This window comes from Acinetobacter sp. ANC_7655, from assembly GCF_056784015.1.
Window position 1 is genome coordinate 58,271 of the sequence record NZ_JBWYJB010000009.1, and the last position, 25,712, is coordinate 83,982.

Sequence of the window (25,712 nt, forward strand, 5' to 3'; positions counted from 1 at the left end):
AAAATGGAATTAAATATTAAAGATAAAGTTGCCATTGTCAGTGGAGGATCAACGTTGATTGGACAGGCTGTGGTTCAAAGTCTCGTGAATTTAGGGGCTAAAGTTGCCATTTTAGACATTGATGACTACGGAAAAACCATAGCTGCGCAACATCCTTATGAAGTGATGTTTATACAAACTGATCTAACTTCAGACATCGCAATTCATGAAGCGGTAAACAGCATTAGAAATCATCTAGGTGAAGTCAGTTATTTAGTGAGCTTGGCATGTACCTATCTTGATGATGGTTTCAAATCACCACGATCAGATTGGTTAAAAGCATTAGATATCAATTTGGTATCTATTGTTGAGCTAACGCGTGCCGTATATGAAGATTTGCAAAAAAATAAAGGGTCAGTGGTGAATTTCACCTCGATTTCAGCGCAATGTGCTCAAACGGGACGTTGGTTATATCCAGTTTCTAAAGCGGCAATTTTACAACTGACCAAATCGATGGCAATGGATTTTGCGCCAGATGGTATCCGTGTCAACTCAGTTTCACCAGGTTGGACTTGGTCGAGAGTGATTTCTGAAGTGAGTGGACAAAATCGTGCGAAAGCTGATGCTGTAGCAAGTGATTATCATCTCTTGGGACGTTTGGGTAATCCGGCAGAAGTGGCAAATGTAGTGACATTCTTATTGTCGGATGCTGCAAGTTTTGTGACTGGCGCAGATTATGCGGTAGATGGTGGGTATTCAGTCATGGGGCCTGAAACGAATCAACCCGCAATACCACGTTTAGCAGAATAAATTAAATATTGGAGAATAAAGATGAGAAAAATTGCAATTGTTGGTGCAGGTCAGTCAGGACTTCAACTTGGATTAGGACTGCTTGATAAGGGATATGACATCACGATTTTGTCGAATAAAACTCCTGATGAGATTCGTCAAGGTAAAGTCATGTCTAGTCAATGTATGTTCCATACTGCGTTACAGACTGAGCGTGATTTAGGATTAAATTTTTGGGAAGAGCATTGTCCAGCGGTAGAAGGTATTAGTTTTGCTTTGGTTGATCCAGCAAGTGGTGAAAGAGCATTTAAATGGAGTGCGCGATTAGAGCGTTATGCTCAATCTGTTGATCAACGTGTCAAGATGCCTTATTGGCTTGAAGAGTTTCAGCGCCGTGGAGGCAAGTTTGTTCTCCAAGATGTCGGTCTAAATGAATTAGAACATTTGGCTGACGAGTATGAATTAGTGCTATTGGCTGCGGGTAAAGGTGAAGTGGTTAAAGAGTTTGTACGTGACGCAGAACGTAGTACTTTTGACAAACCTCAGCGTGCATTGGCTTTGACTTATGTGAATGGAATGAAGCCAATTTCACCATACTCGAGAGTGAGCTTTAATATTATTCCTGGGGTGGGAGAATATTTTTGTTTTCCTGCGCTTACAGTAAATGGTCCATGTGACATCATGGTTTTTGAAGGAATTCCTAATGGTCCTATGGATAGCTGGGCTGAAGTTAAAACACCAGAAGAGCATTTAAATAAAAGCTTAGAAATTCTGAAACAACATTTGCCGTGGGAGTATGAGCGTTGTCAAGACGTAACGCTTACGGATAATGGCGGATATTTAGCAGGACGTTTCCCACCAACGGTACGTAAACCCGTCATGACATTGGCTTCTGGTAAAAAAATATTTGGTATGGCAGATGCATTGGTGGTGAATGATCCAATCACAGGTCAAGGATCAAATAATGCAGCTAAGTGTAGCAAGGTTTATTTCGATGCGATCTTAGCACACGGTAATCAAGCGTTTACTGAAGATTGGATGGAGTCAACGTTTGAGAAATATTGGTCATATGCTGAAAAAGTCGTGAGCTGGACAAATAGTTTATTGGTTCCACCTCAACCTCATGTTGTTGAGCTACTAGGTGCAGCCTCTCAAAATCACAATTTAGCTTCTCAGATCGTTAATAATTTTGATGATCCACGTAACTTTTCACCGTGGTGGTTTGACGAAAACGCAGCGAAAGAAGTATTAGAAACAGATCAAGTTTCTCAAGTGGCTTGATGGAACTGAGGTGTTAAAAATGGATGTATTAGATAAAATTAATCTGCAAGAGATTGACATCAGTAATCCTCGCGAGATTCGTAATCTTCTTGGTCAGTTTGCCACAGGTGTTACCGTAATCACCACACGTGGAACGGATGGACGAAAAGTGGGTATGACAGCCAATTCATTTTCTTCGTTGTCATTAGATCCACCGCTTGTGTTGTGGAGCTTGTCGAAAACAGCACCAAGTTTGCCCGATTTTGTTGCAGCTGAGCACTTTGCAGTTCATATGTTAACGAAGGAGCAGCATCAGCTTTCTACCCATTTTGCCCGTGGTGCACAAGATAAGTTTGCCACAGTTGATCATGGTGAATGTGATACTGGTGTTCCATTACTGAACGAAGCACTTGCTACACTTGTTTGTAAAAATGTACAGCAATACGAAGGTGGTGATCACTTGATTTTTATCGGTGAAATTCAAAAATATCAACAAACTGCTGGTGAGCCCTTAGTATTTCATGCTGGTCGTTACCAAATTGCAGCGAGCCATCCAGACCTTTAATCATTGTTTTAAAAACCACGATGAATAATCGTGGTTTTTTATGGGAAATACACATGAAAAATAAAATTATATTAAGTGCTTTAACCTTGTTTACTACAGCAAATTCATCACATGTTTTTGCTTATGATTTACCGACTGTGAATTTGGGTATGACCAGTTTTCTAGATGGTGGACTACCAGCTGGACCTGGTTGGTATTCGCAAACGTATTTTTAACATTATGACAGTGACAAGTTGAGAGATGCGAGTGGACAAAAGCTTCCATTGCCCAAAACAGATTTAAATTATCAAGTGATTGTCGAGCAATTAAGTTACATGTCGACCTATAAACCGACTGCTCATTCAAGTCTAGGTCTGAATTTACTTATCCCTTATTTAAGTAAAATCAGTGTTGACGATGGTTTAAATAATCAAGCTTTAAAAGCTAAAAGTGGATTTGGAGATTTGATGATTGGTCCATTTCTCCAGTTTGATCCAGTCATGGGTGAACAGGGACCAAAATTTGTCCATCGAATAGAATTACAGATAAATTTGCCAACAGGGGAATATCAGCAAAACCGTGATATTAATCCGGGTAATAATGCATTTTCCTTCAATCCATATTGGGCTGCAACGTATTGGTTTAATCCGAAATGGACAGCTTCGACACGCGCTCATTATTTGTATAATTTTAAAAATGATGATCCAACTTATGGTTTTGGTGCTGCTGATGACATCCAAGCGGGGCAAGCAGTACACATTAACCTAGCATCTGAATATGCTGTACATGATCAGATTCGATTGGGTTTAAGTGGGTACTATTTAAAACAGCTTACCGATACTAAAGTTGATGGTGTAAAAGTCGATGGTCGCAAAGAAAGTGTGTGGGCAGTTGGACCTGGACTTATGTATAGTCACTCGCCAAAAAATCATGTAGTCGCAAATGCATATTTTGAGCATGATGCAAAAAATAGAACTGAAGGCGATCGATTTCAAATTCGATACATTCATCATTTCTAATCAAAAAAGCCTGTGATTTCACAGGCTTTTTTATTGACAGACATAAAATTAAGAGAAGAGTGAATTTTGTGTAATCTTACGCGTTGATGATGGCAGCTCGCCATAACGACGTTTGTACTCTTGTGAAAAACGACCTAAATGAGTAAAGCCCCACTTAAATGCAACATCAGTGACCGTGGCATGTTCATTATTCATCAGTTCAAGATGAGCTTGTTCAAAACGAAGCTCACGTAAATATGCCATAGGGGTAATGCCAAAATGGTTTTTGAATCCTGCAAAGAGTGTTCGTGCACTTACACCTGATTGTTCAGCCAAGACTTCTATGTTGAGTGGTTCATGTAAGTGGTGGTGAATGTATGCTTCAGCACGTTTGATAAAGTATGGCGCTAATTTTTTCTCATGATGAGAATTTGCTTTAAAAAAAGCATTATTTGGTTGTCCATAAATAAGCGCATTAAATAGATTTGATTCATACTGCTTAAATGCAAGTGGGTGGTGGAGAGGATGATGCTCACATTTAAGTGCATCCATCATGGTTCTCAAAAGTTGCAGAAAATAACCACCAGATTGGGTGGTAAAATCAAGTCGAGGATTAAAAATTACATTTTTTTGTTCAGATTTCACGATATGTTGCTGACAATGATGTGCAAAATCATCTTTTGAAATTTTGAGAATGAGTTGAGGGGAGTGAGCACGCCAGCGCATTCTGAGTGATTGGTCAGGTGAGATAATTGACGCTACTTCTGAGTATGAAATAAATTTATCTTGACCAAATTCAATTTCTGCATAGCCTCGAGTAGGAATCTGAATAAGATAAAACTTTTCAAGTTGATCTGGTTCGATCAATACATCTGCGCCATATTCCAAGCGGCTGATAGAAAGAGCCCCAGTTTGAACATGATGCATGCTTGCACTAAATTTTTTAGCTGATTTTAACACTTTTAGAGCATGAGGCTTAAAAATTTGCCCTACATTTTTACAAGTTTCGCTCAAATCTGCTTGATTGAAGACCAAGTTTTGACTGTTGAAAATTGATTCATTACTAAAATTTTGCCCAGTTAGCTGAGAGGAATGAAGCTGGTTCATTGTGAATCCTTTTGGCTCATTAGTAGTCCGTACCATGACAGTAGTGTTAAATTGATATCATGGAATGAGATTTACGATATAAATAAATGAAGCAATATTCAGACCAGAAATAATAATTTTAAAATTTAATAGCTATAGTGGTAATTGAAAAAAATTACATTTATTTATATCAGTCCTATCCTTAGGACGTTATTTAAAAATCTATCTCTATAATCGCTGAATGTCAAATAAAACCGAATTTTTTATCATTGTAATTTTATATAAGTTAATGAAAAATAATAAAAAATTAAAATACCTATTAAGTAATATAAGATACCAAATTAGTATTTTTTAATTTACTAATCTGTGTTCAAAAATATATTTAAATATTTAGTCGAAGCGAAGAGACTTTATTTCGACATTATTATTAAAAATGTTTTATAGTATTTATCATGATTCAAAATAGCTAGGTGAACAGGATGATCACACTCAGCCAACATAAGGATCTTAGTCACGCATCGCGTGAATTGAATGTTGCTCAACGATTAATGAGCCTTATTTGTGGTTCACATCAATTAGAAACTGCTCGTAAAGATCAGCTTGATTTTCATTATTCAGGTATACGCTTGCCGAGTAAAAAAATGGCAATTGGCTGTATCAGTTATGGCACAGATGTATCTATTCAAATTCAGCAGCTAGGTGCATACAGTATCAGTTTGCCTATTCATGGACAGCAAACATTGCGTATGAATGGAGAAACTCATTTATCACATAGTAATAATGGAATCATTGTTTCTAGTCAGGATCAGCAAGAACTCATCATTCACCGTAATTGTAAAAAATTTCAAGTGGTGATTCCTGAAGAAAGTGTCAAATCTGTACTTTCCAATTTGCTTTCTAAACCTGTTAAAGAGCGGGTGATTTTTGAGCCAGATATGCCATTTAGTGAAGATAACTTCCTAAGATTGTGGTGGAATAATATTCAACAATGTTTATCGCTCAGGCAAGATTATTCTCGTTTTGATGGTTTAAATCTGCTTTCTCAAGATTATGAAAGTTTTTTGATTAAGGCTTTGCTTTTAACCCAGCAGAATAATTATTCCAATGAATTAAGATCGCTCCAAGAGTATCAGCTTCCGAAGCCAGTCATGGTGGTCAGAGAGTTTATCCATCGTTTTGCTGATCAAGAGTTGGATGCATCAGATTTAGTCATGATATCGGGAACTTCAAAATCGACTTTATACCGTGAGTTTCAACAAGCGCTGCATATGAGTCCTATGGATTATTTAAAAAACTATAGACTTGAACAGATTCATCATGCTTTGCTGCAGAACAATGCAAATATTTCCATTTCGAGATTGGCTTATGACTGGGGATTCAGACATTTAGGACGATTTTCTCAAGAATACAAAGCCAAATATGGGGTTCTCCCGAGTGAAACACTTAAAATAATGGTTTAAAAAAAAGCCCCTTGATTGGGGCTTTTTAATGACTGAGTTGAGTTTACTGCGTTACCTCTGCAGTTGCAGTATTGGCTGATTCAGGTTGTTTTAGTCCTTTTAATGCGAGCGCAATAAACGAAATAAATGTCGGAATTGCTAGGACATAGAAAATACCTGCAAGAGATAATTCAAAAGTAAAAATCAGTGATCCGTAGAACGCACCTAAGATCGCACCGATACGACCAATACCATGCATCCATGAAACACCTACACCGCGGCACACTGAAGGGTAGAACAGTGCTGTTAATGGAAGTAGTGATGATTGAGCACCCACTAATAATGCGCCAATTAAGAAAATTGCAATACCGAGTAAAACAATACTTTGGCTTACGAATGCTGCAACGAAGAACAATACAAATGCTGCGAGATAAGAATATTTAATCACAGTATTTGGATTAACTTTATCCATATACCACCCCATAAAGCATGCACCTATTACACCGCCGAATGGGAAAATCGCTGCAATTAAACTAAACTGCTCTGTTGTAAATCCAGCGGTTTTAAGAATAGTTGGCATCCAGCTGGTTAACAGATAAAACACCATTAGGCTGGTAAAGCAACACAGCCAAAGCATTGCCGAACCCCAAAAGTATTTGCTAAACAAAATTTTAACAGGGCTTTGTTTAGGATCTAATACTTCTGCTTCAGGTAGAACAAATACAGTACTTTGATCAAATGTTTGACCGTGAATCTTCTCAAGAATTGGTTTTGCTTTTTCTTGACGATTTTGTTTGATGAGGTATTGAGGTGATTCAGGTAACTTGGTAATCAAAAATACCAATACAATGAGTGGGATTACACCGCCAATAATAATGACATTTGCCCACCCTTGATTCTCTAATAAGAACGCAGATAAGACACCGCCACTTGAGATCCCTAACATAAATCCGCAACCTGCTAATCCGGTCAGGAATGCTTTACGTTTTAGAGGCATGTATTCGGATACCATTGTGCTGATATTCGGCATAGCCGCACCAAGTCCGACCCCTGTAATAAAACGATAGATCATAAGTTCTTGTGTGTTAGAAGCAAATCCACACATGATGGTGAAAATTGAAAACAACAAAGTCGTCATTACGATGACACCCTTGCGTCCAAATTTATCTGATAATGGTCCTGAGATAATGGCGCCGATCGACATGCCTACTAAGGCCGCACTCAGCACAGGTGCTAGATCTGGTTTTGAAATCCCCCAATCATCTAACAATGCTGGTGCAATAAAGCCTAAGATGCCAGTGTCTAATCCATCACAGAAAAAAACCAAAAACCCCAGAAAGAAAACTGTCCATTGTAAAGGGGACATTTTTTCCCGATCAATAACGTCATTTACAATTATTTTTTGCATTTAAAATTTCCATATATTCAAACGTTAGAACAAAAAAGGACTATCGTTTGCAAAGAATATTAACGATAGTCCTTAGTGATTGTCATCAGCTCATTTAATTATCTAGAGCTATGACTTTGAATAAACTTCTCACTGTAAACACGTCCGTTGTCTATCTGGTGATCAGCTAACCAATTTTTGACAGCATCGATCATTGGTGGCGGACCACACAAATACATATCGAATGCTGATTCGCTTAATTGCGATTGATCTAAATGTTCGTGGATAAATCCTTTTTTTCCAGTCCAATCATTAGAAGGTTGTCCGATTACGGGATGATACTCAAAGTGTGGTATCTTAGCTGAGTATGCTTTTAACCTTTCTTGTTCACACAAATCTTGCTCTTTGTTTACACCATAATACAGATGTACTGGTGGAATTTGAGGTTGTTTCACAATTTGATCTAGCATTCCTAAAAATGCTGACAATCCAGTACCTCCTGCGACAAAGACTAATGGCTTGTCTTTTTCCACTTCTCGAAGATAAAAACTTCCTAAAGGTGCTTCGAGTAAAATTGTATCCCCAACTTTTGCTCGATCTCGCAGATAGTCACTCATGAGACCTTGCGGGAGTAAGCGAATTAAAAACTGTAATTGATTACCTTCATTGGGTAAATTGGCAAAGGAATAAGAACGCCAATCATTTGCACCAGGAATTTTTAATCGAGCATATTGACCCGGTAAATAATCAATTTTCTGCGTATGTTGACTGGCATCTACATGAATGATTGCTGTAGTTTCAGAGACTAATTCTACGTGAGTCACTTTGGTTTCGAGTTGAAGTGTTTCACCAGCATTACAGAAACTTGAGTCATGATCGAAATAGAATGCAGCATTCGATTGCACTCGTGTTTGACAAGCTAAAATTTTACGCTCTGCCAGATCACGTTCGGTTAATGCTTCTTCATCGACATAATCTTGAGTGTAATTGCCACTTTCACATTGCCCTTGACAGGTTGCGCAAACGCCTTCACGGCAGTCTAAAGGCAATGTGATACCTTGACGGAACGCAGCATCAAGTAAAAGCTCATCATTATTCACAGAGATAAAGAACGTTTTACCATCTGCAAAGTTGAGTGCAACAGAATGACTCATTCTTTTACTCCTTAAACGTGATAGAAGTCGAGCACAGAATCAATTTTGTCATTCAACAAAATGGTGTGCTGTTTACGAATGCGGAAAGTGTCTTCATGTTGACGAAGGATATAAGTGACATGCCCGTAAAAATAGCCTTCTAAACCTTGGCGGTTATAGAATGTCGACCAACCTGCTTTAACTTCTAATAATCCGTCTTCAAGTGTTTTTACACGGATGTTGTGAATCGCATGCATGAGACGCGGAAGGGGCGTAGCTGATGCAGCTTTACCAGTTCCTATACGGAATACGCGATCTTCAAGGCCAGCACGGTTTTCATAATAGATATATGAAAGCCCTTGGTTTGGATCAGTGACGTATTCATGGTCACTAATCCATTGTGGAATGTGGTATTCGCTGTCTTCGTCATAGAGTTCTAGATATGCGTCCCATTCATAGTTGTCACAAAGCGCAGATTTTTCATATAAAAATTGAGAAACTTGATGTACAAGAGCTTGTGTCATGATTAAGCCTCCTCAGTTGTCGCTTGTGATGCAGGGCATTCGTGTGGTTCAGAAGTATCTTCAGTGAGTTTAAGTGCTTTATTTTTTAAGCCTTTTAACATGAGATCGCGCCAAACTTGGTGTTGATTGACATATAAACCTTCTTGAGTGATTTCAGTACCCGTGATGACTGGTTTGATCCCTAATGTTTGAGCATTCGGGCTGTCGCCATAATTCCACTTGTGATAACCGCGCGAAATGTCACTCCAGCGTTCTAAACGAGCTTGGAAACCACGCTGTTGTTCACGGAATTCGACTAAATCGTCAGGTGTGCCTAAGCCCGATACGTTGAAGAAATCTTCGAATTGACGAATACGGTTACGACGTGCTTCAGCCGACTCACCTTTAACACCAATACACTGGCTAATGACTTCAGTTTTATTCCACGCAACTGGACGAATAATACGAAGTTGCGAACTGATTTGATCCATAAAGAAAAGGCTTGGGTATAAGTTCAAGTTTCTGAGACGATGCATTGCCCATTCAGCACGTTTTTGACCATATTTTTCAACCAGATATGGCATCACAGTTGCGTAACCAGGACGTACAGTTGGGTTAGGCATGTCACTAAACAAAACGTTATGACCATTTTTAAATGAGAACCAACCATCATCAGTTGTGTCATCACCAGCACCTAATTTACTGTAATCAAGTGTGTCCTTTGGTCCTGTCCCTTTTTGTGCATTCAGTTGCTGACGATATTGAACTGTAGAGACATAGTTATAGTGAACAGTACTTACGTGGTAGCCATCTACACCATTTTCATTTTGTAGCTTCCAGTTTCCAGCAAAGGTATATGCTGATTTACCCGGTAAAACTTCTAATTCACCTGTAGGTGATTGTTCAACCATAAGATCAAGGAAAACACGTGTATCACCTAAATAATCTTCTAAGGTGTCTGTAGCTGTTGTATCTAAGCTAACGAAGACAAATCCTTTATAACTTGCAATACGTGCTTTTTTTAGACCTCGTGATGATTTATCAAAGTCATCACAATACTCACCAGGAGCTTTAACTTTTACGAGGCGACCATCCGATTTGTAACACCAAGCATGGAACGGGCAGGTAAATGTGGATTGATTACCTTTCGCAACTCGGGTCAATGTAGCACCACGGTGCTCGCAGGCATTGACCATTGCATTTAAATTACCTTGACCATCACGGTTAATGATGAGCGGTTGGCGACCAATTTGAACAGTGACAAAGTCATTTGGTTTTGGAATTTCACTTTCATGACACGCGTAGATCCACACCTTTTCAAAGATCATTTCCATTTCTAGATCAAAAAGTTCTGGTTCAGTAAACATGTCACGTGCGATACGATAGACGCCATCCTCTGGTCGAAAATCGATACATCCTTCAATAAAATCATGCCATTCGATGCTGCTACGAGATCCCATGGTCTAACTCCTTATATCACTTGATTTCATTTATCTTTGAATCTATTGAACAGTGATTAACGGAGTTAGGCTATCCAGTTTGTTCTAATCGTTATCCATTTTTTCTCAAATATTTTATGGAGAAGGTAGTTAAAAATATGAGTGGGATTCAAAAGTCGTACTTTGGGACTATAAAAACAAAAAGCCGATGCATCTTTGATACATCGGCTGATAAAAGCTAAAGGAAATCGTTATTTGGCAATTCCAAGCTCTGTCAAATGAAGTCTTAGGATTCGTCTTAATTCCAACACAGCTTCAGGCGTTTCCTGAATTGAGTGACCACCTTTGATAATAATCTCAGATTGTGCCCCTTTAAGATGCGCACTCTGATAAGGCACGATCCCATCTGACATAACAGTAGGATCTTTACTCTCAGTCACATTCCCCATGATGGAGTGAAATTTAAATCCTTTAATTGGCGTCACAGGTGAGGTTAATTTGGTGAAAGGAGAGTTGTGACTCAGATCACTCGGACCATTTTGAATCAATCCATGACCTAAGTCTTTGACAAAATGTTTAATATTAATATCTTTATCTGAGAGCGATTCAGCAAATGCACCCAAAAATGCACCTGGTAACTTGATCACTTTACGCGCAGCTCGTGTAAACCAACGATCAGCATAATCTGTACCTCGATGAGGTGCTGCTAAGAAAATAGCACGATTAAAATGTGGCACAGGTTTGATTTGTAAACGAGCTTTAAATAAAGGTTCATTCTTAAAGCGGCTAATTTGAGAATTTTTTAATTGAGACAATGCAGATTGTGTTAAATCAGCTTGGCTCACCAATAATCTTGAAATAATACCACCCATACTATGTCCAATCAGAACTGCATCTTTAGCTGATGCTGTAGATTGATCAAGTGAATTAAATGCTTGTTGAATGATCGCATTCACCTGAAAGCGACTTTCTAAAATTGGCATATTGGTTGAGTAAAATACTTGCCAAACTTGATAATGCTCTCTTAGAACATTATCTCCCATAATGTCATTGGTTAATGCAATCCAAGCTTCTGGACTGCTTGCAAGTCCATGCACCAAGACAATAATTTTTTTGTTTGGATTATAGGGTTCGAGCATAAAGAGATGAGGCATTGTGATTGTATTGTCACGATCAATCAAACTCAAATATGCAGCAGCACCTAAGTTATTTTCGGCAAGCCACAAACCATAAGGTGCAGAATAATTCGCAGCTAAGGGATAAACTTTTCCACCTACTTTTAATTGATCTAATCCATAAGGATCATAAATATTCAGGGTGAAATGCGGGTCATTCAGAATATCCTCTACATTACTTTGACGCGCAGGCTCAGCGGTCATCGTGACTGAAAGATAACGTGGTGGATGAATGTTAGGATTACGACCATTTTTATAAGCGTGATTTAATGGATCTACAATATATTTACCCGAATCGCTATTTCGCTCTGGCGCTGGAAGCGTTGCGACAAATTCCGCACCGAAACCATCTCGACGGTTAATCGAACGCAATCCGCTAAAATTGAGATTGTAGCTTGAAAGCAGGCTATCTAATTTTCGATTAGCAATCTGAGGGTAATGGTCATAGTTGATGGTATAAATGCTTTGACCAATTTTTATTTGTTTGGGAACTTTTTCACCCGTATAGCGCATACCATAGGTCATCACCATTTTCGCCAAGGCTTGATTGTAGAAATCTCGTATTTGAACTTGTCTATTATCGAAAATACGGTCGCTTGGTTGGCGTTTTGTCTTGAATAGATAGGCATAACTATAACGAATACTTTTATCAAGCATTGCTAACTGTTGGTCAAGACATTGACTATAGTTTTCTTGATGAAGTTTTTGCTTTTCTTCTGACTGATATTTATTAATTAAACTGGTATTACAATCAGAAGAATTACTGAGGGTTAATGCCCGTGTCAAATATGCTTCACTTGCAGTTGAATACAGTTGTTCATCTTGAATTTGTTTTATTTTTTTTAGATCAGATACGCATTTATCTGGATCATTAGAACAACTTTCAGCCTCACTGCCTGTCATGGAGAGGACATTCAGACTCGCTTCACTCATTTTTTTACGCGTTAATATGCTATCTCGTTCATTCGCGATCGAAACATTAAGCGCTTGATTTTTTACACTGACGACTTGGCAACCTGTCATAAATAGTGGTGTTGCGAGCAGTAGGACGCCGATGTATTTATTGTTCATCATAAACATATTTTCAACTGTCAGCATGAATCATTAACGCTGAGCATACGTTATTTTTAGGGAGATAAAAATAAGTGCTAAAAAAAATAGACTGAATGATCAGTCTATTTTTTTTTAATAAGATTATGATTTCGCTGGATTGTTTAAAATTTGCCAAACATTGTAACGACCTTGTTTCTCAATTTCTTGAATCAAGCGGTCAGCAACTTCAGTTTCTTCAGGATATTTCACCTTGTAATTTTTTAAAGTTGTGATTGCATTTTTCTTTTGGCTCAATGCGAGGTAGTTATTAACAGCTACGAGATAAGCTTCTTGAACACCCGCTTTGATGGCCTTATCGATATATGGAATAGCTTCTTTTTGACCACCACCTTCAGACAAAGAGAAACCAAACCAGAAGTTAGCTTCAGCGTCTTCTTTGTTGATCTTAAGGATTTGTTGTGCATATTTTAAAGATTTAGTGGTGTAAGCAGAACCAAGATCAAGGTTACGACCCAATATACTTGCTTTAAATGCACGAATTAAAATATCGAATGACGCGTTATCTTTCGCTGCTAAAGTATCTAGTTGAGCTGAAACTTCACGTAATTTAGCTTCAAAACCGCGACGTTCTTGACGATCTGTAAAGCGAGGAGGATAGTGACGTGCTTTACCTTCAACCATCTGGAGGAAGTCATCAATTTCTGTAATATCGATTTCATTTTGACCCGCTAAAACCGTGTATTTCATCGCACGTTGTGAACTATTCACAGTCGGTACGATTAATTTGTTTTGTTCGAGGATCATCTTTCTGTTTGGATTATTTGGATCAGTCACCTCAAGTTTTTGAAGTGGTGCAGCAGCAGCTTTTTTTAGTTCAAGCTCGAATACTGGAGGTTGGCTATAATTAAAAGGATTTAATGCATAAAATGGCGCACTTAAATCAGGCTCAGAAAAGACGATTGGATCGTTTGTTTTAGATTGTTTTTTAACTGCTGGAGAGCTACAAGCACTCAATAATGAAACAGCGATCATGGTGGCAATAAGGGGCTTAATCGTCATATTTTCTTCCAATATTATGTTTTTAAATTCTAGTTCAGGTTGTATCTGAGTCTATGAAAAGTCGAAACAACATGCAACTCAGATTCACCTAACTTAGTCAAACTTATACATTAAGCTTTTGATTGTGCAGTTTGAGCTTCGCACTCACGACGAACTTCGTCAATGATTTTTAACTCTTCAGCACTAAATGGTTGTCCATTACTTTGAGCGTTATTAAATGTTGGATCAAGTAATGAAAGTCGCTGACATAGAGTGTTCATGCGCTTTTCATTGTGCTGTATACGATCCAATAATACTCGCATACCTTCTAACATAGGATCTGATTGATCTTGGGTTGTCGCATAAGGCTGAAAACCGATGCTTTCTGCATAATTGCGTCGTTCGGATTCTTTGTCCAAATCTTTTTGCTGATTTTTAATAATAAATCGCGCTGGGTTACCTACGGCAGTAGCACCTTCAGGGACTTCTTTGGTGACCACAGCATTCGAACCCACCTTCGCATTCTTATGCACGGTAAATGGTCCTAAAATTTTCGCACCTGCGCCAACGACTACACCATCTTCTAAAGTTGGGTGACGTTTGCCTTTATTCCAAGTGGTGCCACCTAATGTCACGCCATGATAGAGCGTCACATCATCACCAATTTCAGCTGTTTCCCCAATGACCACACCCATACCGTGATCAATAAAAAAACGTTTGCCAATTTTGGCACCTGGGTGAATTTCGATACCAGTTGCAAAACGACTAAAAGAAGACAGCATGCGGGCTGAAGTTTTACACTCTTTTTTCCAAAGCTCATGCGCAACACGATGCATAATCAGTGCGTGAATTCCTGGATAAGTGGTTAAAACTTCAAATGTGTTGCGCGCCGCAGGATCGCGGGCAAACACAGCTTGAATATCTTCTTTAAGCTGTTTAAGCATCTTTTGATTTCTCTTTAGAATCTGACTTTTTCCATGTGCCATTGTTCAATGCCTGAACACGACTGAAAATACCTCTAAGAAGATGGTACTCCATACGATCTAATTGTATACGTCCGAATAAGCGACGCAAGCGTAAAGGCAATAATCGTGGGTTTTCTGGGTCTAAAAACTCGATTTCGTGCAACATTTTTTCAAAATGAGGATAAAATTGTTCCATCTGTTGATGTGTTACCAACGGCTCATCCCAATGCATAGAATCTTCATCAGTCACTTTCATAACTGCTTGAGGATCTTCAACTTGTTCCATGAGAGCCGTGGTCGCCATTCGCATTTCATAGCAAATAATTTGAATGGCTTGAGCGACATTGAGTACCCCATAGTCTGTATTCACAGGGATGGTCACATGGTAATTCGCCAAAGCCAACTCTTCATTGGTTAATCCGCGATCTTCACGCCCAAATATTACGGCAATTTCTTGTTGTTCTTTGATCACCGCTTGCATCGATTTATCAGCAGCAGGCCGAGCATCTAATAAAGGCCATGGAATAGTTCGGCTACGAGCACTTGTACCAAAGACTAAATGGCAATCTGCGATGGCTTCTTCAAGCGTTTCTACAATCTGAATTTGATCAATTAAATCGGTTGCACCGGCTGCAAGTGCATCAATATCAGGATGAGGATAAGTTTTAGGTGCAACTAAAACCAATTTTGAAAGCCCCATGGTTTTCATTGCTCTAAGTGCGCTACCGATATTCGCAGGCAGGGTAGTATTCACCATGACAATACGCACATGAGACAAATGCGCTGAGACAGCAGCATTATCAATTAAATTCATAAATCTTCCAAAATTAAGAGTATTGACTGACTTCCGTCATGTATTGATCCATTGCTTCATCCATACTGATCTGGTCAGGTGGAGAGGCATGTGATGTGATGACTGGTTCTGATTTTGGTTCCACGGCGTGGGAACGTGCAGCTTTTGACTTGACATGATACTCCACATGTAAGGCCTCTTTACCAAAATAGTCGCGCAGTTTGAACAATAAGTCATCGAGTGGTGCGACATTCCATTGTGGTGGTAAATGAAAATCAGCCGTTGCATATGGAAAGTCGAGTTGTACTTGTAATGGCACATGCTGACACATATCTACATTACAAAATGGTTGAATGATCTGCGAAAGCTCTTGACCAAGATTTGGCTGAATATGCTCAGGTTGTAATTTGATGAGGATGTGATTCGCACGTTTTTGACGAATTTCATTTAATGTAAACGCTTTTGTAAGACGTCCCATCGGACGGTCGAAGCCTTCACGTTCATAAATTTCACCTTCAATCACGATCACTCTTTCATTCACAATAATGTCTTTAAAACGTTGGAAGCGTTCATGATTTGCTGAGACTTCAATTCGAGCAGTACCATCATCGAGTGTGATCATCATGCGGTTAGGGAAATTTGCGACATCCACAACCAAGCCGGCAAATACTGTAGTCACGCCACGACGTGTTGGAGTCAGCTCATTAATTTTGTTAGAAATAAATGCTTTTAACTCGGGGCGATACACATCAATCGGGTGTCCCGTTAAGTATAAACCTAAGGTGTCTTTTTCACCTTTTAAACGGACTTCATCAGACCAAGGTTTTACAGGTTTAGTAGGTTTACGTTGAACTTCTTCAACTTCACCAAATAAATCCATAATGCCAGTTTCGCGATTTGAACGAGCTTGTTCGGCAGCTTGTACAGCTTCAGGCAATTGAGCCATTAAAGTCGCGCGTTCAAGTCCGAGACAATCTAATGCACCTGAGCGAATCAAAGCTTCAAGTGTACGTTTATTGATTTTCTTCAGATCAATGCGATGGCAGAAATCAAATAAATCTTTATAAGGTCCAAGTTGCTTACGTGAATCAATGACGGATTGCATAGCTGCTTCACCAACACCCTTGATTGCACCTAGACCATATACAATGGTTTTTTCATCAATTGCATGGAATTGATAAATCGACATATTGACGGAAGGTGGTAACACGTCGAGACCATTGTTACGACAGTCATCAATCAAGAATACGATACTATCCGTGTTTTGCATTTCCGAAGTCAGTACAGCGGACATAAACTCAGAAGGATAGTGTGCTTTTAACCAAGCCGTCTGATAAGCCACTAATGCATAGGCTGCAGCATGTGATTTGTTGAAACCATAGCCTGCAAATTTTTCCATATAGTCGAAGATATGGTTCGCCGTTTGCTCATCGATATCTTTTTTTGCAGCACCTTCAATAAAGATTTGGCGTTGTTTAACCATCTCTTCAGGTTTCTTTTTACCCATCGCACGACGAAGTAAGTCCGCACCACCTAGACTATATCCGGCACAATACTGAGCTGCTTGCATAACCTGTTCTTGATATACCATAATCCCATAGGTAGGTTCTAAGACACCTTCTAATAGGGGATGTAAGTATTCGAACTCTCCACCATGCATACGATGAATAAAGTCTGGAATTAGATCCATTGGGCCCGGGCGGTACAATGACACGAAAGCAATAATTTCTTCAAATTTACTTGGGCGTGCTTCCTTGAGCATTTTTTTCATGCCCACGGATTCAAATTGGAATACCGCAGTGGTATTTGCTTCGGCAAATATCGAATATGCAGCTTTGTCATTTAGCGGAATATTCTCAATCTTTAGAGGTATATCAAACTTCAATCGTTGGTTAATGTGCTGAATAGCATCTTCAATTACAGTAAGATTTCGCAATCCCAAGAAGTCAAATTTAACAAGTCCTGCCGCCTCAACATCGTCTTTATCAAATTGAGCGACACGACCGGTACCATCTTCGTCACACAGTACAGCTGAGAAGTCCGTAATCTTGGTCGGTGCGATTACAACACCACCTGCGTGCTTACCAGTGTTACGCGTTATTCCTTCAAGTTTAAGCGCCATTTCCCAGATTTCTGATGCATCTTCATAATCTGGGTTGGATGGGTTGGTTACAATATCTTTAAGTTGTGGTTCGGCTTCTAAAGATTCTTCTAAACTTAAACCCAAAGGTTTAGTCGGGATCATTTTAGAAATACGATCTGCTAAGCCGTAAGACTTACCTAAAACTCGTGCAACATCTCGAATTGCACCTTTCGCTGCCATCGTACCAAAGGTTGCAATTTGAGATACAGCGTCACGCCCATAAGTTCGTGCTACATAATCAATTACACGATCACGACCTGCGATACAAAAATCCACGTCAAAGTCTGGCATCGAAACTCGTTCAGGGTTTAAGAAACGTTCGAAAAGAAGTCCGTATGGTAGTGGATCTAAATCTGTAATTTTTAAACTGTATGCAACTAATGAGCCTGCACCTGAACCACGGCCCGGGCCTACAGGTACGCCATTGTTCTTGGACCACTGAATGAAGTCCATGACAATCAAGAAGTAACCTGGGAATCCCATCGAGTTAATGATCTTGATTTCGAAATCTAATCGATCGTCATATTCTTTGCGAATTTCAGGCCAGTCTTCTCCACGTTTCTCCACAGGATAAAGGTGATTAAGACGTTCTTCTAATCCTTCTTTAGACAAATGGGCAAAGAAGGTATCAATTGTATGACCTTCAGGAATTGGATAGTCAGGTAAAAAGTATTTACCTAAGCGAAGTGTCACATTACAGCGTTTAGCAATTTCAACTGTATTTTGAATAGCACTGGGGATATCAGCAAATAACTCCACCATTTGCGCTGTTGTTTTGAAATATTGCTCAGGGCTGTAAGTACGTGGACGACGATTATCACCTAAAACATAGCCATCTGCGATGCAGACGCGCGCTTCATGGGCTTCAAAGTCTTCTTCTCTAATAAAATGAACATCATTATGAGCGACAACACCGATTTGATATTTTGCGGCTAATTTAACAGCTTCAATAATAAAATCTTCTTCTTGTGGGCGATTGGTGCGCGTGAGTGCTAAATAGACACGATTGCCAAATTTTTCGATCCAAGCTTCAAGTAAGGGTTCAGCTTTTTCAGGGCTACTTGAACACAGCATTTCTCCAACATCACTTTTAATCCCTAAAAGTGCAATCATGCCCGGCGCTTGTTCTAACACCCATTCTTTTTTTACACACGGGATACTGAGTTGTTGTCCTTCAATAAAGCCGCGCGATACTACTTCAGTTAAACTACGCCAACCCTCATTATTCATCGCCAGTAAAGTCATACGATGTGATTCATCATTCAAACGAATCACACTTCCTAAAATAGGTTTAATCCCTTTTTTAAGACACGAGGTATAAAACTTCACTGCTGCATGTAAGTTCGATAAATCTGTCATCGCGAGTGCAGGCATAGAATCCTGTACAGCAGACTTCATTAGATCAGGTATACGTACGATTGATTCAGTAATAGAAAATTCTGTATGAACACCGAGATGAACAAACTGCATAGATGAGTCCTTTACAAGAGCAGAGCGTATTTTATCATGCAAAGTGATTTAGAGCTGAGAATCCACGATATTTTATATGATTCGCACAAATTATCTTCGATTTGAATAAAGACGATTTTATATCAATCAAAAAAAGTGCCATTCGGCACTTTTTTATAACATGAAAATTGGGCTTAATATTCCCAGAACATGCGTTGTATTTCTTTTGCATCTTTGGTTTTGGTTAAAGCAAGCGCGGTTAAAATTTTAGCTTTTTGAGGGTTGAAGTCATGTGCAACTACCCAACCATATTTGTCATCTGGCTGTTCGGCATTACGGAGAACGAATCCTTGTGGCACTCGTGAAGAACGTACAATTTGTATACCACTTTGCTGAAGTTGATTCAGCGTGGGAACAATATTTTTCGCGACTGAGCCGTTTCCTGTACCTGCATGGACAATGGCTTTAACCCCAGCCTTGGCATACGCTTGATAAGCATCAGGAATCATGTTGCCAGAGCCATAGACAATTTGAACTAATGGGAGTGTATCACCCTTAATATTCTCGATATTAAATTCTGACCGCTGATTAAATCGCTTAACAGAACTTCGGAACCAATAAGGTTTAGATTCTACCAACGTCCCTAAAGCTCCCCATTGGCTTACAAAGGCATTAGTATGAATATTAATGCCTTTAGTCACATCTCGAGCTGCAAAAATACTATCGTTCATAAGGACGAACACCCCCTTATTTTTTGCACTCGGGTCTGCTGCCAGAGCAACTGCACTATATAAATTTAGTGGGCCATCCGCAGATAAAGCCGTCGATGGGCGCATTGAGCCGACAACAACAATAGGTTTTTCCGTTTGTACGACTAGATTAAGAAAAAAAGCGGTTTCTTCTAAAGTATCTGTGCCATGTGTAATGACAACGCCATTTACATCTGACTTTTTAACCAAATCATTGACTTGGCGGGCAAGGGAAAGTAATTCTTTGTCTGTAATGCTTTCAGAAGCAACCTGCATTGCTTGTACGCCGCTCACATTGGCTAAATCTTTAATTTGAGGAACGGCATTCAGTAAGTCATCCACTGGAACTTTTGCGGCAGTGTAAGTGGCGCTGTTGGTTGAGCTTGCACCAGCACCCGCAATCGTTCCCCCAGTTGCAACGACGACAACGTTATTTTTAGCAAAGCTCGTTAGGGGTAATAACAAGCCAATCGATAGAGTCAGTGCGGTTAGCGTCTTTTTCATCTTTTTTCCTAAATGTTTTTTATAGTATTGTGCATGGATAATGCTTAATCACGATAAAGGAAAAGAAGGGTGCTTGTATATAATCAAAATGAAATTAATATCATGAAATAATCAAAATATTAAATATAAAACCCCCACATTGAAATCTGGGGGTTTTAAATACATCATTCACATAAAACGACTGAATTAACGCATTTTCGCCAAGAATCTTCCTAGACGGTTAATCGCTTCACGAAGTTCATTTTCAGCAGGCAAGAACACCACACGGAAATGATCAGGGGTAGGCCAGTTGAATCCTGTACCTTGAACCAATAACACTTTTTCTGCTTTGAGGAAGTCAAGCATAAACTGTTCATCATCCTGAATCGGATAAATTTCAGGATCAAGTTTAGGGAAACAATACATTGCACCTTCAGGTTTAACACAGCTTACACCTGGGATTTCATTCAACATTTGCCAAGCAATATTGCGTTGCTCATACAAACGACCACCTGGACGAATTAAATCGTTGATAGACTGGTAGCCACCCAATGCAGTTTGAATAGCATATTGAGCTTGATGGTTAGCACACAGGCGCATTGACGCGAGCATGTCTAGACCTTCAATATAATCTGCTGCACGTGTCTTATCACCCGTAATTGCCATCCAGCCTGAACGGTATCCAGCAATTCGATAGGATTTAGATAATCCGTTAAATGAAATACACAGTTGATTACCCGCAAGGGCAGCGACCGATACATGTTCGATTCCATCGTAAACGATCTTATCGTAGATCTCATCAGCAAATAAAATCAGGTCATATTTTTTTGCAAGAGCGACAATTTTTTCTAAGACATGACGTGGATAAACAGCACCCGTTGGGTTGTTCGGATTGATAATCACGATCCCACGAGTATTAGGCGTAATTTTGTTTTCCATATCCTGAATATCAGGATACCAATTGTTTTCTTCATCACATTTATAATGGATTGCAGTACCACCAGAAAGATTAACGGCAGCAGTCCATAATGGATAATCTGGCATTGGCACCAGCATTTCATCGCCGTCATCTAACAGGCCTTGCATAGCCATTACAATCAGCTCAGAAACACCATTCCCAATATAAACGTCATTGACATGCATATTGAAAATACCTTTTTGTTGATAGTACTGACAAACCGCTTTGCGGGCAGGGAAAATCCCTTTTGAGTCTGTATAGCCAATTGCATTTGGTAAGTTCAACGCAACATCATTGATAATTTCTTGAGGTGCTTCAAAACCGAAGGGCGCTGGGTTGCCGATATTGAGTTTAATTATCTTATGTCCGGCTTCTTCCATTTCGTTGGCGGCGCGTAACACAGGTCCACGAATGTCATAGCATACATGCTCGAGCTTAGACGATTTCTTAATTTCGCGTGGAGTAGTGTTACCTAAAACGGACATATTCCCATCCAATTATTTTTGAGTGAATAAAAATAGATTACTAAATATCACAATCTATGTAGAAATTTAGCTAGAAATTTTTCAAGCTCTAGCGTAAATATGAAGGTACTGAAGCATGACATTGAATGTCAAAGATTTAAAGGAGTTAATCATGGGAAAACTCAATAAAACAGACCGAGAATGGCAAAGAGAGTTATCACCAGAGGAGTATCGCATTACCCGTCAAAAGGGAACTGAGCCTGCTTTCACAGGGCGATATTGGAATACCAAACAAGAAGGAACTTATGTTTGTCGTTGCTGTGGCGAACCTTTATTTACTTCAGAAACCAAATATGACAGTGGTTGTGGATGGCCTAGTTTTTATCGTCCAATCAACCAAACAGTCATTGAAGAACATGACGATCACTCACATGGCATGATTCGTACTGAGATTGTTTGTCATCATTGTGACGCACATCTAGGTCATGTTTTTGAGGATGGACCTGAACCTACAGGTCTTCGCTATTGTGTAAACTCAGCTTCATTAGAATTAAAAACCCAAGAAAAAAATGATGAGGAAACCTATCCATGACCAATATTTATCAATTTGAGGCAGAATTGCTAGAAGGGGAAAATAAGCAATTTTCGGACTATGAAGGTAAAGTGCTATTGATAGTCAACACAGCCAGCAAATGTGGATTTACGCCACAATTTGCAGGGTTGGAAGCGCTGTATGAAAAGTATAAAGATCAAGGTTTTGAGGTATTAGGATTTCCGTGTAATCAATTTGGTGGGCAAGATCCGGGTACGCACGAAGAAATTGGTAGTTTTTGCCAGAGAAATTACGGTGTATCCTTTCCGATGTTCGCTAAAGTGGATGTAAAAGGTCCTGAAGCCCATGTGATTTTTCGGTATCTCACCAACAACAGCAAAGGCATTTTAGGAAGTGGAATTAAGTGGAACTTTACCAAATTTTTGATTGGAAAAGATGGCAAAGTGCTTAATCGATATGCACCTACAACTAAACCAGAAAGCATTGAAGATGATATTCAAAAAGCGCTGGCTCAGTAAAAAAAATCAGCTCAATTGAGCTGATTTTTTTTATTCATTTAATTCAAGAAACGGTAATCGGCTAGATTTGCATTTTTGGTTTCTAGCCAATACTTCCATGTATAACTCGGCCAAAGTGAAAAATTCTTTCCGCCTTCTTGCTGATACCAACTCACACAGCCAGATTGCCAAACTGTGCCTGCAAATTTTTCTTGGATTTTACGGTTGAATTCTTCTTGGACTACATCTTTGACCACGATTGCTTTGGTTTTGGATTTTTCTACAGCTTCAATCAGTTGTAGAATGTAATTCACTTGAGATTCGATCATAAAAATTACAGAGTTATGACCTAAAACAGTATTCGGGCCTAAAAGTTGAAAGAGATTTGGAAATCCTTTGGTAGAAATTCCATAGTAGCTTTCAGCACCCTCTTTCCATGCTTCTTTCAACTCAATACCATTTTCACCATAACATTTAAAATCTTTTAAATAAATTCGTGGATCAGTAATAAAACCAGTACCGTAAATTAAGCAATCTATTTCTCGTACTTGCCCATCTTTGGTAACAATCGCATTTTCAGTAATTTCTTGGATGCTGTCCGTCACGAGCTCTACATTCTTGCGATTAAATGTTGGGAAATATCGATTTGATACCAAAATTCTTTTACACCCCATGGTGTAATCTGGTGTCAATTTTTTTGCTATTTCTTTATCTTTGACTTGGAAGCGAATAAAAGCTTCTGCAAGTTTTTGACCCAGTCGCATCATTTGAGGTTTTACAATCGGAACTACGCGTGATTCATTTGACCAATACAAGCGCGCTCGATGCAATTTTCTAAACCAGTCGTATTGGGCAAACAGTTTTTTGTCTAAAGCATTATAAGCACGTTCATCGCGCGGTATTACCCATGCAGCAGTTCTTTGAAACACGTATAACTGTTTGGTTTTTGGTGCAATCTCAGGAATATATTGAATTGCACTTCCACCTGTGCCGATACTGGCTACACGTTTACCATTCAGGTCATAAGCATGATTCCAAGATGATGAGTGGAATACTTCGCCTTTAAATTTTTCGATACCTTTAATCTTTGGAATTTGAGGAATATGCAATGGACCAGAGGCAAAAATAAGGAATTGACTGTGTAGAGCACTTTGATTCTTGATGGATATTTCCCACGCATGAGCTTGCTCATCGAAGCGTGTCGAAATGACTTCGGTATCAAATTGAATAAATTTTTTTAAATCATATTCTTGAATAAGATCTTGAATATATTGGAAAATTTCAGGTGCTTCAGCATATCGTTTTGTCCAATCAGATTTGGGGGCAAAAGATAACGAATACATATGAGACTGAACATCACATGCAGCACCCGGATATTGATTTTCGCGCCAAGTACCACCTACATCTGTAGCTTTTTCAAGAATAACAAAATCTTTGATACCGCGTTTAAGAAGTTGAATCGCTGTGGCTAATCCTCCAAATCCGGCGCCGATAATCGCAATTTTAGTATTTTTCTTGATGAATTGCGTTTCAGTCAAGTCGACTGAATTTGTATCTAGCTGATCTGATCTAACTTCCATTTTAATACTCGTTCATATTATTTGAAGCTATCATAAGCAGTCTGGATTGAAACTGACATGATTTCATTGACATTTAATATTGATATTTTCGGCAATATCCTTTCCCTTTTTTTTAGGGTAAAACATATGCAACTTTAATTTTAAAATTCTGTTTTATGAAAAGGTCGATTCTCGGTTTGTTGTATCTCATACAGGGTATGCGACAGGTCGGAATAAATGTAGACGAAAGATTGGAAGCTGTCGGTTTAAAGGCGGATGCCTTAGATCCGAGTTCAACGATTCAACCTGAATTAGAACAAATCATTCAAAGAATTATTGCTAAAGGGGTTAACCCGCTGCTTGGTTTGGATGTCGGTCAACATTATGCGCTCGCAGGCTATGGTCCGCTTCTTATGCTGTTGGTCACAAGCCCGAATGTCGGTGCGGCTCTCACAAATGGAATACGCTATCAAGCGCTTACCCATTTATCGGGTAGACTTACATTAGAGCAGACGAGTGTCTATGCGGCTTTATGTTATGAACCTCTCAATTTACAAAATGAAGTTGATGAGTTCAGGGCTCAATGTGAAATTTCAGGTACGGTTAAATTCGTGCAAGACATCTACAAAATGATAGGATTGCCTTTTCCTGAAGTGCAGATTGAATTGCCGTTTTCACGACCCAAAGAATCCATCTTTTTAAACAAGTATTTGGATTATTTCGGTGCGCAAGTTCGGTTTGAACATGATAAATTTCGACTGATTTTTGATGCAGAAATTTTAGAATTGAAGTTGCCTTCAGCTGATCAAATCACATTTAATGTCCATCAACAAAGATGTAATGCTGAAATCGAAAGATTGAATGCACAACAATTGAATCAACACCAGTTGATTCAAAGAATTCACGATTATTTGGATTTACAAACGGGGCAGATTCCAACAATGGCAGAAACTGCTCAAGCATTGAATATTCCAGAGCGTACTTTGCGACATCAGCTTAACCAACTGGATACAAGCTATAAGCAAATACGGGAGCAACTCATTCGAGAGAAAGCGCTTCGATTAATTGAGTACAAAGAGTATTCAATCGAAGTAATAGCTGAAATGCTTGGATATTCAGAACCTGCAGCATTTAACCATGCTTTTAAAAGATGGTTTGGACAAAGTCCACGACAGTATGGGAAATAACCTCAGCATGTATGCTCAAATGGTATATGCCAAAGTGTTATTTATCATTTTTTTAAATATTCGTTATACTTCCGACGGCCTAAAAAAGT

At 39.1% G+C, this 25,712-nt stretch carries 20 protein-coding genes and 1 pseudogene; 8 read left to right on the forward strand and 13 right to left on the reverse strand.

The window, feature by feature from the left end; all coding sequences use genetic code 11:
* Nucleotides 1–3: 3 nt before the first annotated feature.
* The 4 genes and pseudogenes from AC1M9N_RS10410 (at nucleotide 4) to AC1M9N_RS10425 (ending at nucleotide 3,591) form a co-directional block, all read left to right on the forward strand.
* Nucleotides 4–789 carry an SDR family oxidoreductase gene (locus AC1M9N_RS10410; protein ID WP_481954718.1) on the forward strand — a complete coding sequence of 262 codons (786 nt, stop codon included), beginning with the start codon at nucleotides 4–6 and terminating at the stop codon, nucleotides 787–789.
* A gap of 21 nt (nucleotides 790–810) precedes the next feature.
* Nucleotides 811–2,049 (forward strand): styrene monooxygenase/indole monooxygenase family protein, encoded by a 1,239-nt coding sequence (locus AC1M9N_RS10415; RefSeq protein ID WP_481954719.1) that lies wholly within the window; start codon nucleotides 811–813, stop codon nucleotides 2,047–2,049.
* Between the two features lie 19 nt (nucleotides 2,050–2,068).
* On the forward strand, nucleotides 2,069–2,593 hold the full coding sequence (locus tag AC1M9N_RS10420) for a flavin reductase family protein (RefSeq protein WP_180028210.1): 525 nt from the start codon (nucleotides 2,069–2,071) through the stop codon (nucleotides 2,591–2,593).
* A 53-nt stretch (nucleotides 2,594–2,646) separates the two neighbouring features.
* Nucleotides 2,647–3,591, forward strand: a pseudogene (locus AC1M9N_RS10425) (SphA family protein).
* Nucleotides 3,592–3,639: 48 nt separating this feature from the next.
* Here AC1M9N_RS10425 and AC1M9N_RS10430 read toward each other — a convergent pair.
* The gene (locus AC1M9N_RS10430) at nucleotides 3,640–4,677 is read right to left on the reverse strand and encodes an AraC family transcriptional regulator (RefSeq protein ID WP_481954720.1); all 1,038 of its coding nucleotides are present in this window, start codon (nucleotides 4,675–4,677) and stop codon (nucleotides 3,640–3,642) included.
* A gap of 458 nt (nucleotides 4,678–5,135) precedes the next feature.
* Here AC1M9N_RS10430 and AC1M9N_RS10435 point away from each other — a divergent pair, with 458 nt between their 5' ends.
* Nucleotides 5,136–6,116 (forward strand): AraC family transcriptional regulator, encoded by a 981-nt coding sequence (locus AC1M9N_RS10435; RefSeq protein ID WP_481593673.1) that lies wholly within the window; start codon nucleotides 5,136–5,138, stop codon nucleotides 6,114–6,116.
* 43 nt (nucleotides 6,117–6,159) lie between these two features.
* Here AC1M9N_RS10435 and AC1M9N_RS10440 read toward each other — a convergent pair whose 3' ends face one another.
* The 11 genes from AC1M9N_RS10440 to AC1M9N_RS10490 form a co-directional block, all read right to left on the reverse strand.
* The gene (locus tag AC1M9N_RS10440) at nucleotides 6,160–7,503 is read right to left on the reverse strand and encodes an MFS transporter (RefSeq protein ID WP_092767747.1); all 1,344 of its coding nucleotides are present in this window, start codon (nucleotides 7,501–7,503) and stop codon (nucleotides 6,160–6,162) included.
* A 98-nt stretch (nucleotides 7,504–7,601) separates the two neighbouring features.
* Nucleotides 7,602–8,636, reverse strand: a complete 1,035-nt coding sequence (gene antC / locus AC1M9N_RS10445; RefSeq protein WP_481952322.1) for an anthranilate 1,2-dioxygenase electron transfer component AntC — start codon at nucleotides 8,634–8,636, stop codon at nucleotides 7,602–7,604.
* 11 nt (nucleotides 8,637–8,647) lie between these two features.
* Nucleotides 8,648–9,139 carry an anthranilate 1,2-dioxygenase small subunit gene (gene antB / locus AC1M9N_RS10450; RefSeq protein WP_035266119.1) on the reverse strand — a complete coding sequence of 164 codons (492 nt, stop codon included), beginning with the start codon at nucleotides 9,137–9,139 and terminating at the stop codon, nucleotides 8,648–8,650.
* A 2-nt stretch (nucleotides 9,140–9,141) separates the two neighbouring features.
* Nucleotides 9,142–10,578 carry an anthranilate 1,2-dioxygenase large subunit gene (antA, locus tag AC1M9N_RS10455; RefSeq protein ID WP_035266117.1) on the reverse strand — a complete coding sequence of 479 codons (1,437 nt, stop codon included), beginning with the start codon at nucleotides 10,576–10,578 and terminating at the stop codon, nucleotides 9,142–9,144.
* 230 nt (nucleotides 10,579–10,808) lie between these two features.
* Nucleotides 10,809–12,812: an esterase/lipase family protein gene (locus AC1M9N_RS10460; protein WP_481952347.1), complete on the reverse strand. Its 2,004-nt coding sequence runs from the start codon at nucleotides 12,810–12,812 to the stop codon at nucleotides 10,809–10,811.
* 114 nt (nucleotides 12,813–12,926) lie between these two features.
* Nucleotides 12,927–13,844, reverse strand: coding sequence for an ABUW_2363 family tetratricopeptide repeat lipoprotein (locus AC1M9N_RS10465; RefSeq protein ID WP_035266116.1), 918 nt, complete (start codon nucleotides 13,842–13,844; stop codon nucleotides 12,927–12,929).
* A 110-nt stretch (nucleotides 13,845–13,954) separates the two neighbouring features.
* The gene (cysE, locus tag AC1M9N_RS10470; protein WP_035266113.1) at nucleotides 13,955–14,767 is read right to left on the reverse strand and encodes a serine O-acetyltransferase; all 813 of its coding nucleotides are present in this window, start codon (nucleotides 14,765–14,767) and stop codon (nucleotides 13,955–13,957) included.
* Nucleotides 14,760–15,602 carry an RNA methyltransferase gene (locus tag AC1M9N_RS10475; RefSeq protein ID WP_092767753.1) on the reverse strand — a complete coding sequence of 281 codons (843 nt, stop codon included), beginning with the start codon at nucleotides 15,600–15,602 and terminating at the stop codon, nucleotides 14,760–14,762. The genes cysE and AC1M9N_RS10475 overlap by 8 nt, the downstream gene beginning before the upstream one ends.
* 13 nt (nucleotides 15,603–15,615) lie before the next feature.
* A complete protein-coding gene (gene dnaE / locus AC1M9N_RS10480) occupies nucleotides 15,616–19,194 on the reverse strand; it encodes a DNA polymerase III subunit alpha (RefSeq protein WP_481610265.1) in 3,579 nt (1,192 codons plus the stop codon).
* A 173-nt stretch (nucleotides 19,195–19,367) separates the two neighbouring features.
* A complete protein-coding gene (locus AC1M9N_RS10485; RefSeq protein WP_035266107.1) occupies nucleotides 19,368–20,426 on the reverse strand; it encodes a type II asparaginase in 1,059 nt (352 codons plus the stop codon).
* Between the two features lie 186 nt (nucleotides 20,427–20,612).
* Nucleotides 20,613–21,848: a pyridoxal phosphate-dependent aminotransferase gene (locus tag AC1M9N_RS10490; protein WP_481587655.1), complete on the reverse strand. Its 1,236-nt coding sequence runs from the start codon at nucleotides 21,846–21,848 to the stop codon at nucleotides 20,613–20,615.
* Nucleotides 21,849–21,999: 151 nt separating this feature from the next.
* Here AC1M9N_RS10490 and msrB point away from each other — a divergent pair, with 151 nt between their 5' ends.
* Both msrB and AC1M9N_RS10500 read left to right on the forward strand, forming a co-directional pair.
* Nucleotides 22,000–22,419, forward strand: coding sequence for a peptide-methionine (R)-S-oxide reductase MsrB (gene msrB, locus AC1M9N_RS10495; RefSeq protein WP_035266138.1), 420 nt, complete (start codon nucleotides 22,000–22,002; stop codon nucleotides 22,417–22,419).
* Entirely contained in the window at nucleotides 22,416–22,898 is a 483-nt protein-coding gene (locus tag AC1M9N_RS10500) for a glutathione peroxidase (RefSeq protein WP_035266096.1), read from the forward strand. Before msrB ends, AC1M9N_RS10500 begins: the two co-directional genes overlap by 4 nt.
* A 38-nt stretch (nucleotides 22,899–22,936) precedes the next feature.
* Here AC1M9N_RS10500 and AC1M9N_RS10505 read toward each other — a convergent pair whose 3' ends face one another.
* On the reverse strand, nucleotides 22,937–24,457 hold the full coding sequence (locus AC1M9N_RS10505) for a flavin-containing monooxygenase (RefSeq protein WP_481954721.1): 1,521 nt from the start codon (nucleotides 24,455–24,457) through the stop codon (nucleotides 22,937–22,939).
* A 155-nt stretch (nucleotides 24,458–24,612) separates the two neighbouring features.
* Here AC1M9N_RS10505 and AC1M9N_RS10510 point away from each other — a divergent pair, with 155 nt between their 5' ends.
* Complete coding sequence (locus AC1M9N_RS10510) at nucleotides 24,613–25,623, forward strand: AraC family transcriptional regulator (protein ID WP_481954722.1); 1,011 nt, start codon at nucleotides 24,613–24,615, stop codon at nucleotides 25,621–25,623.
* Nucleotides 25,624–25,712: the final 89 nt, after the last annotated feature.

Coding starts and splice junctions, on each gene's coding strand:
- AC1M9N_RS10410 (WP_481954718.1), top strand. CDS start 4: ATGGAATTAAATATTAAAGATAAAGTTGCCATTGTCAGTGGAGGATCA.
- AC1M9N_RS10415 (WP_481954719.1), top strand. CDS start 811: ATGAGAAAAATTGCAATTGTTGGTGCAGGTCAGTCAGGACTTCAACTT.
- AC1M9N_RS10420 (WP_180028210.1), top strand. CDS start 2,069: ATGGATGTATTAGATAAAATTAATCTGCAAGAGATTGACATCAGTAAT.
- AC1M9N_RS10430 (WP_481954720.1), bottom strand. CDS start 4,677: ATGAACCAGCTTCATTCCTCTCAGCTAACTGGGCAAAATTTTAGTAAT.
- AC1M9N_RS10435 (WP_481593673.1), top strand. CDS start 5,136: ATGATCACACTCAGCCAACATAAGGATCTTAGTCACGCATCGCGTGAA.
- AC1M9N_RS10440 (WP_092767747.1), bottom strand. CDS start 7,503: ATGCAAAAAATAATTGTAAATGACGTTATTGATCGGGAAAAAATGTCC.
- antC (WP_481952322.1), bottom strand. CDS start 8,636: ATGAGTCATTCTGTTGCACTCAACTTTGCAGATGGTAAAACGTTCTTT.
- antB (WP_035266119.1), bottom strand. CDS start 9,139: ATGACACAAGCTCTTGTACATCAAGTTTCTCAATTTTTATATGAAAAA.
- antA (WP_035266117.1), bottom strand. CDS start 10,578: ATGGGATCTCGTAGCAGCATCGAATGGCATGATTTTATTGAAGGATGT.
- AC1M9N_RS10460 (WP_481952347.1), bottom strand. CDS start 12,812: ATGTTTATGATGAACAATAAATACATCGGCGTCCTACTGCTCGCAACA.
- AC1M9N_RS10465 (WP_035266116.1), bottom strand. CDS start 13,844: ATGACGATTAAGCCCCTTATTGCCACCATGATCGCTGTTTCATTATTG.
- cysE (WP_035266113.1), bottom strand. CDS start 14,767: ATGCTTAAACAGCTTAAAGAAGATATTCAAGCTGTGTTTGCCCGCGAT.
- AC1M9N_RS10475 (WP_092767753.1), bottom strand. CDS start 15,602: ATGAATTTAATTGATAATGCTGCTGTCTCAGCGCATTTGTCTCATGTG.
- dnaE (WP_481610265.1), bottom strand. CDS start 19,194: ATGCAGTTTGTTCATCTCGGTGTTCATACAGAATTTTCTATTACTGAA.
- AC1M9N_RS10485 (WP_035266107.1), bottom strand. CDS start 20,426: ATGAAAAAGACGCTAACCGCACTGACTCTATCGATTGGCTTGTTATTA.
- AC1M9N_RS10490 (WP_481587655.1), bottom strand. CDS start 21,848: ATGTCCGTTTTAGGTAACACTACTCCACGCGAAATTAAGAAATCGTCT.
- msrB (WP_035266138.1), top strand. CDS start 22,000: ATGGGAAAACTCAATAAAACAGACCGAGAATGGCAAAGAGAGTTATCA.
- AC1M9N_RS10500 (WP_035266096.1), top strand. CDS start 22,416: ATGACCAATATTTATCAATTTGAGGCAGAATTGCTAGAAGGGGAAAAT.
- AC1M9N_RS10505 (WP_481954721.1), bottom strand. CDS start 24,457: ATGGAAGTTAGATCAGATCAGCTAGATACAAATTCAGTCGACTTGACT.
- AC1M9N_RS10510 (WP_481954722.1), top strand. CDS start 24,613: ATGAAAAGGTCGATTCTCGGTTTGTTGTATCTCATACAGGGTATGCGA.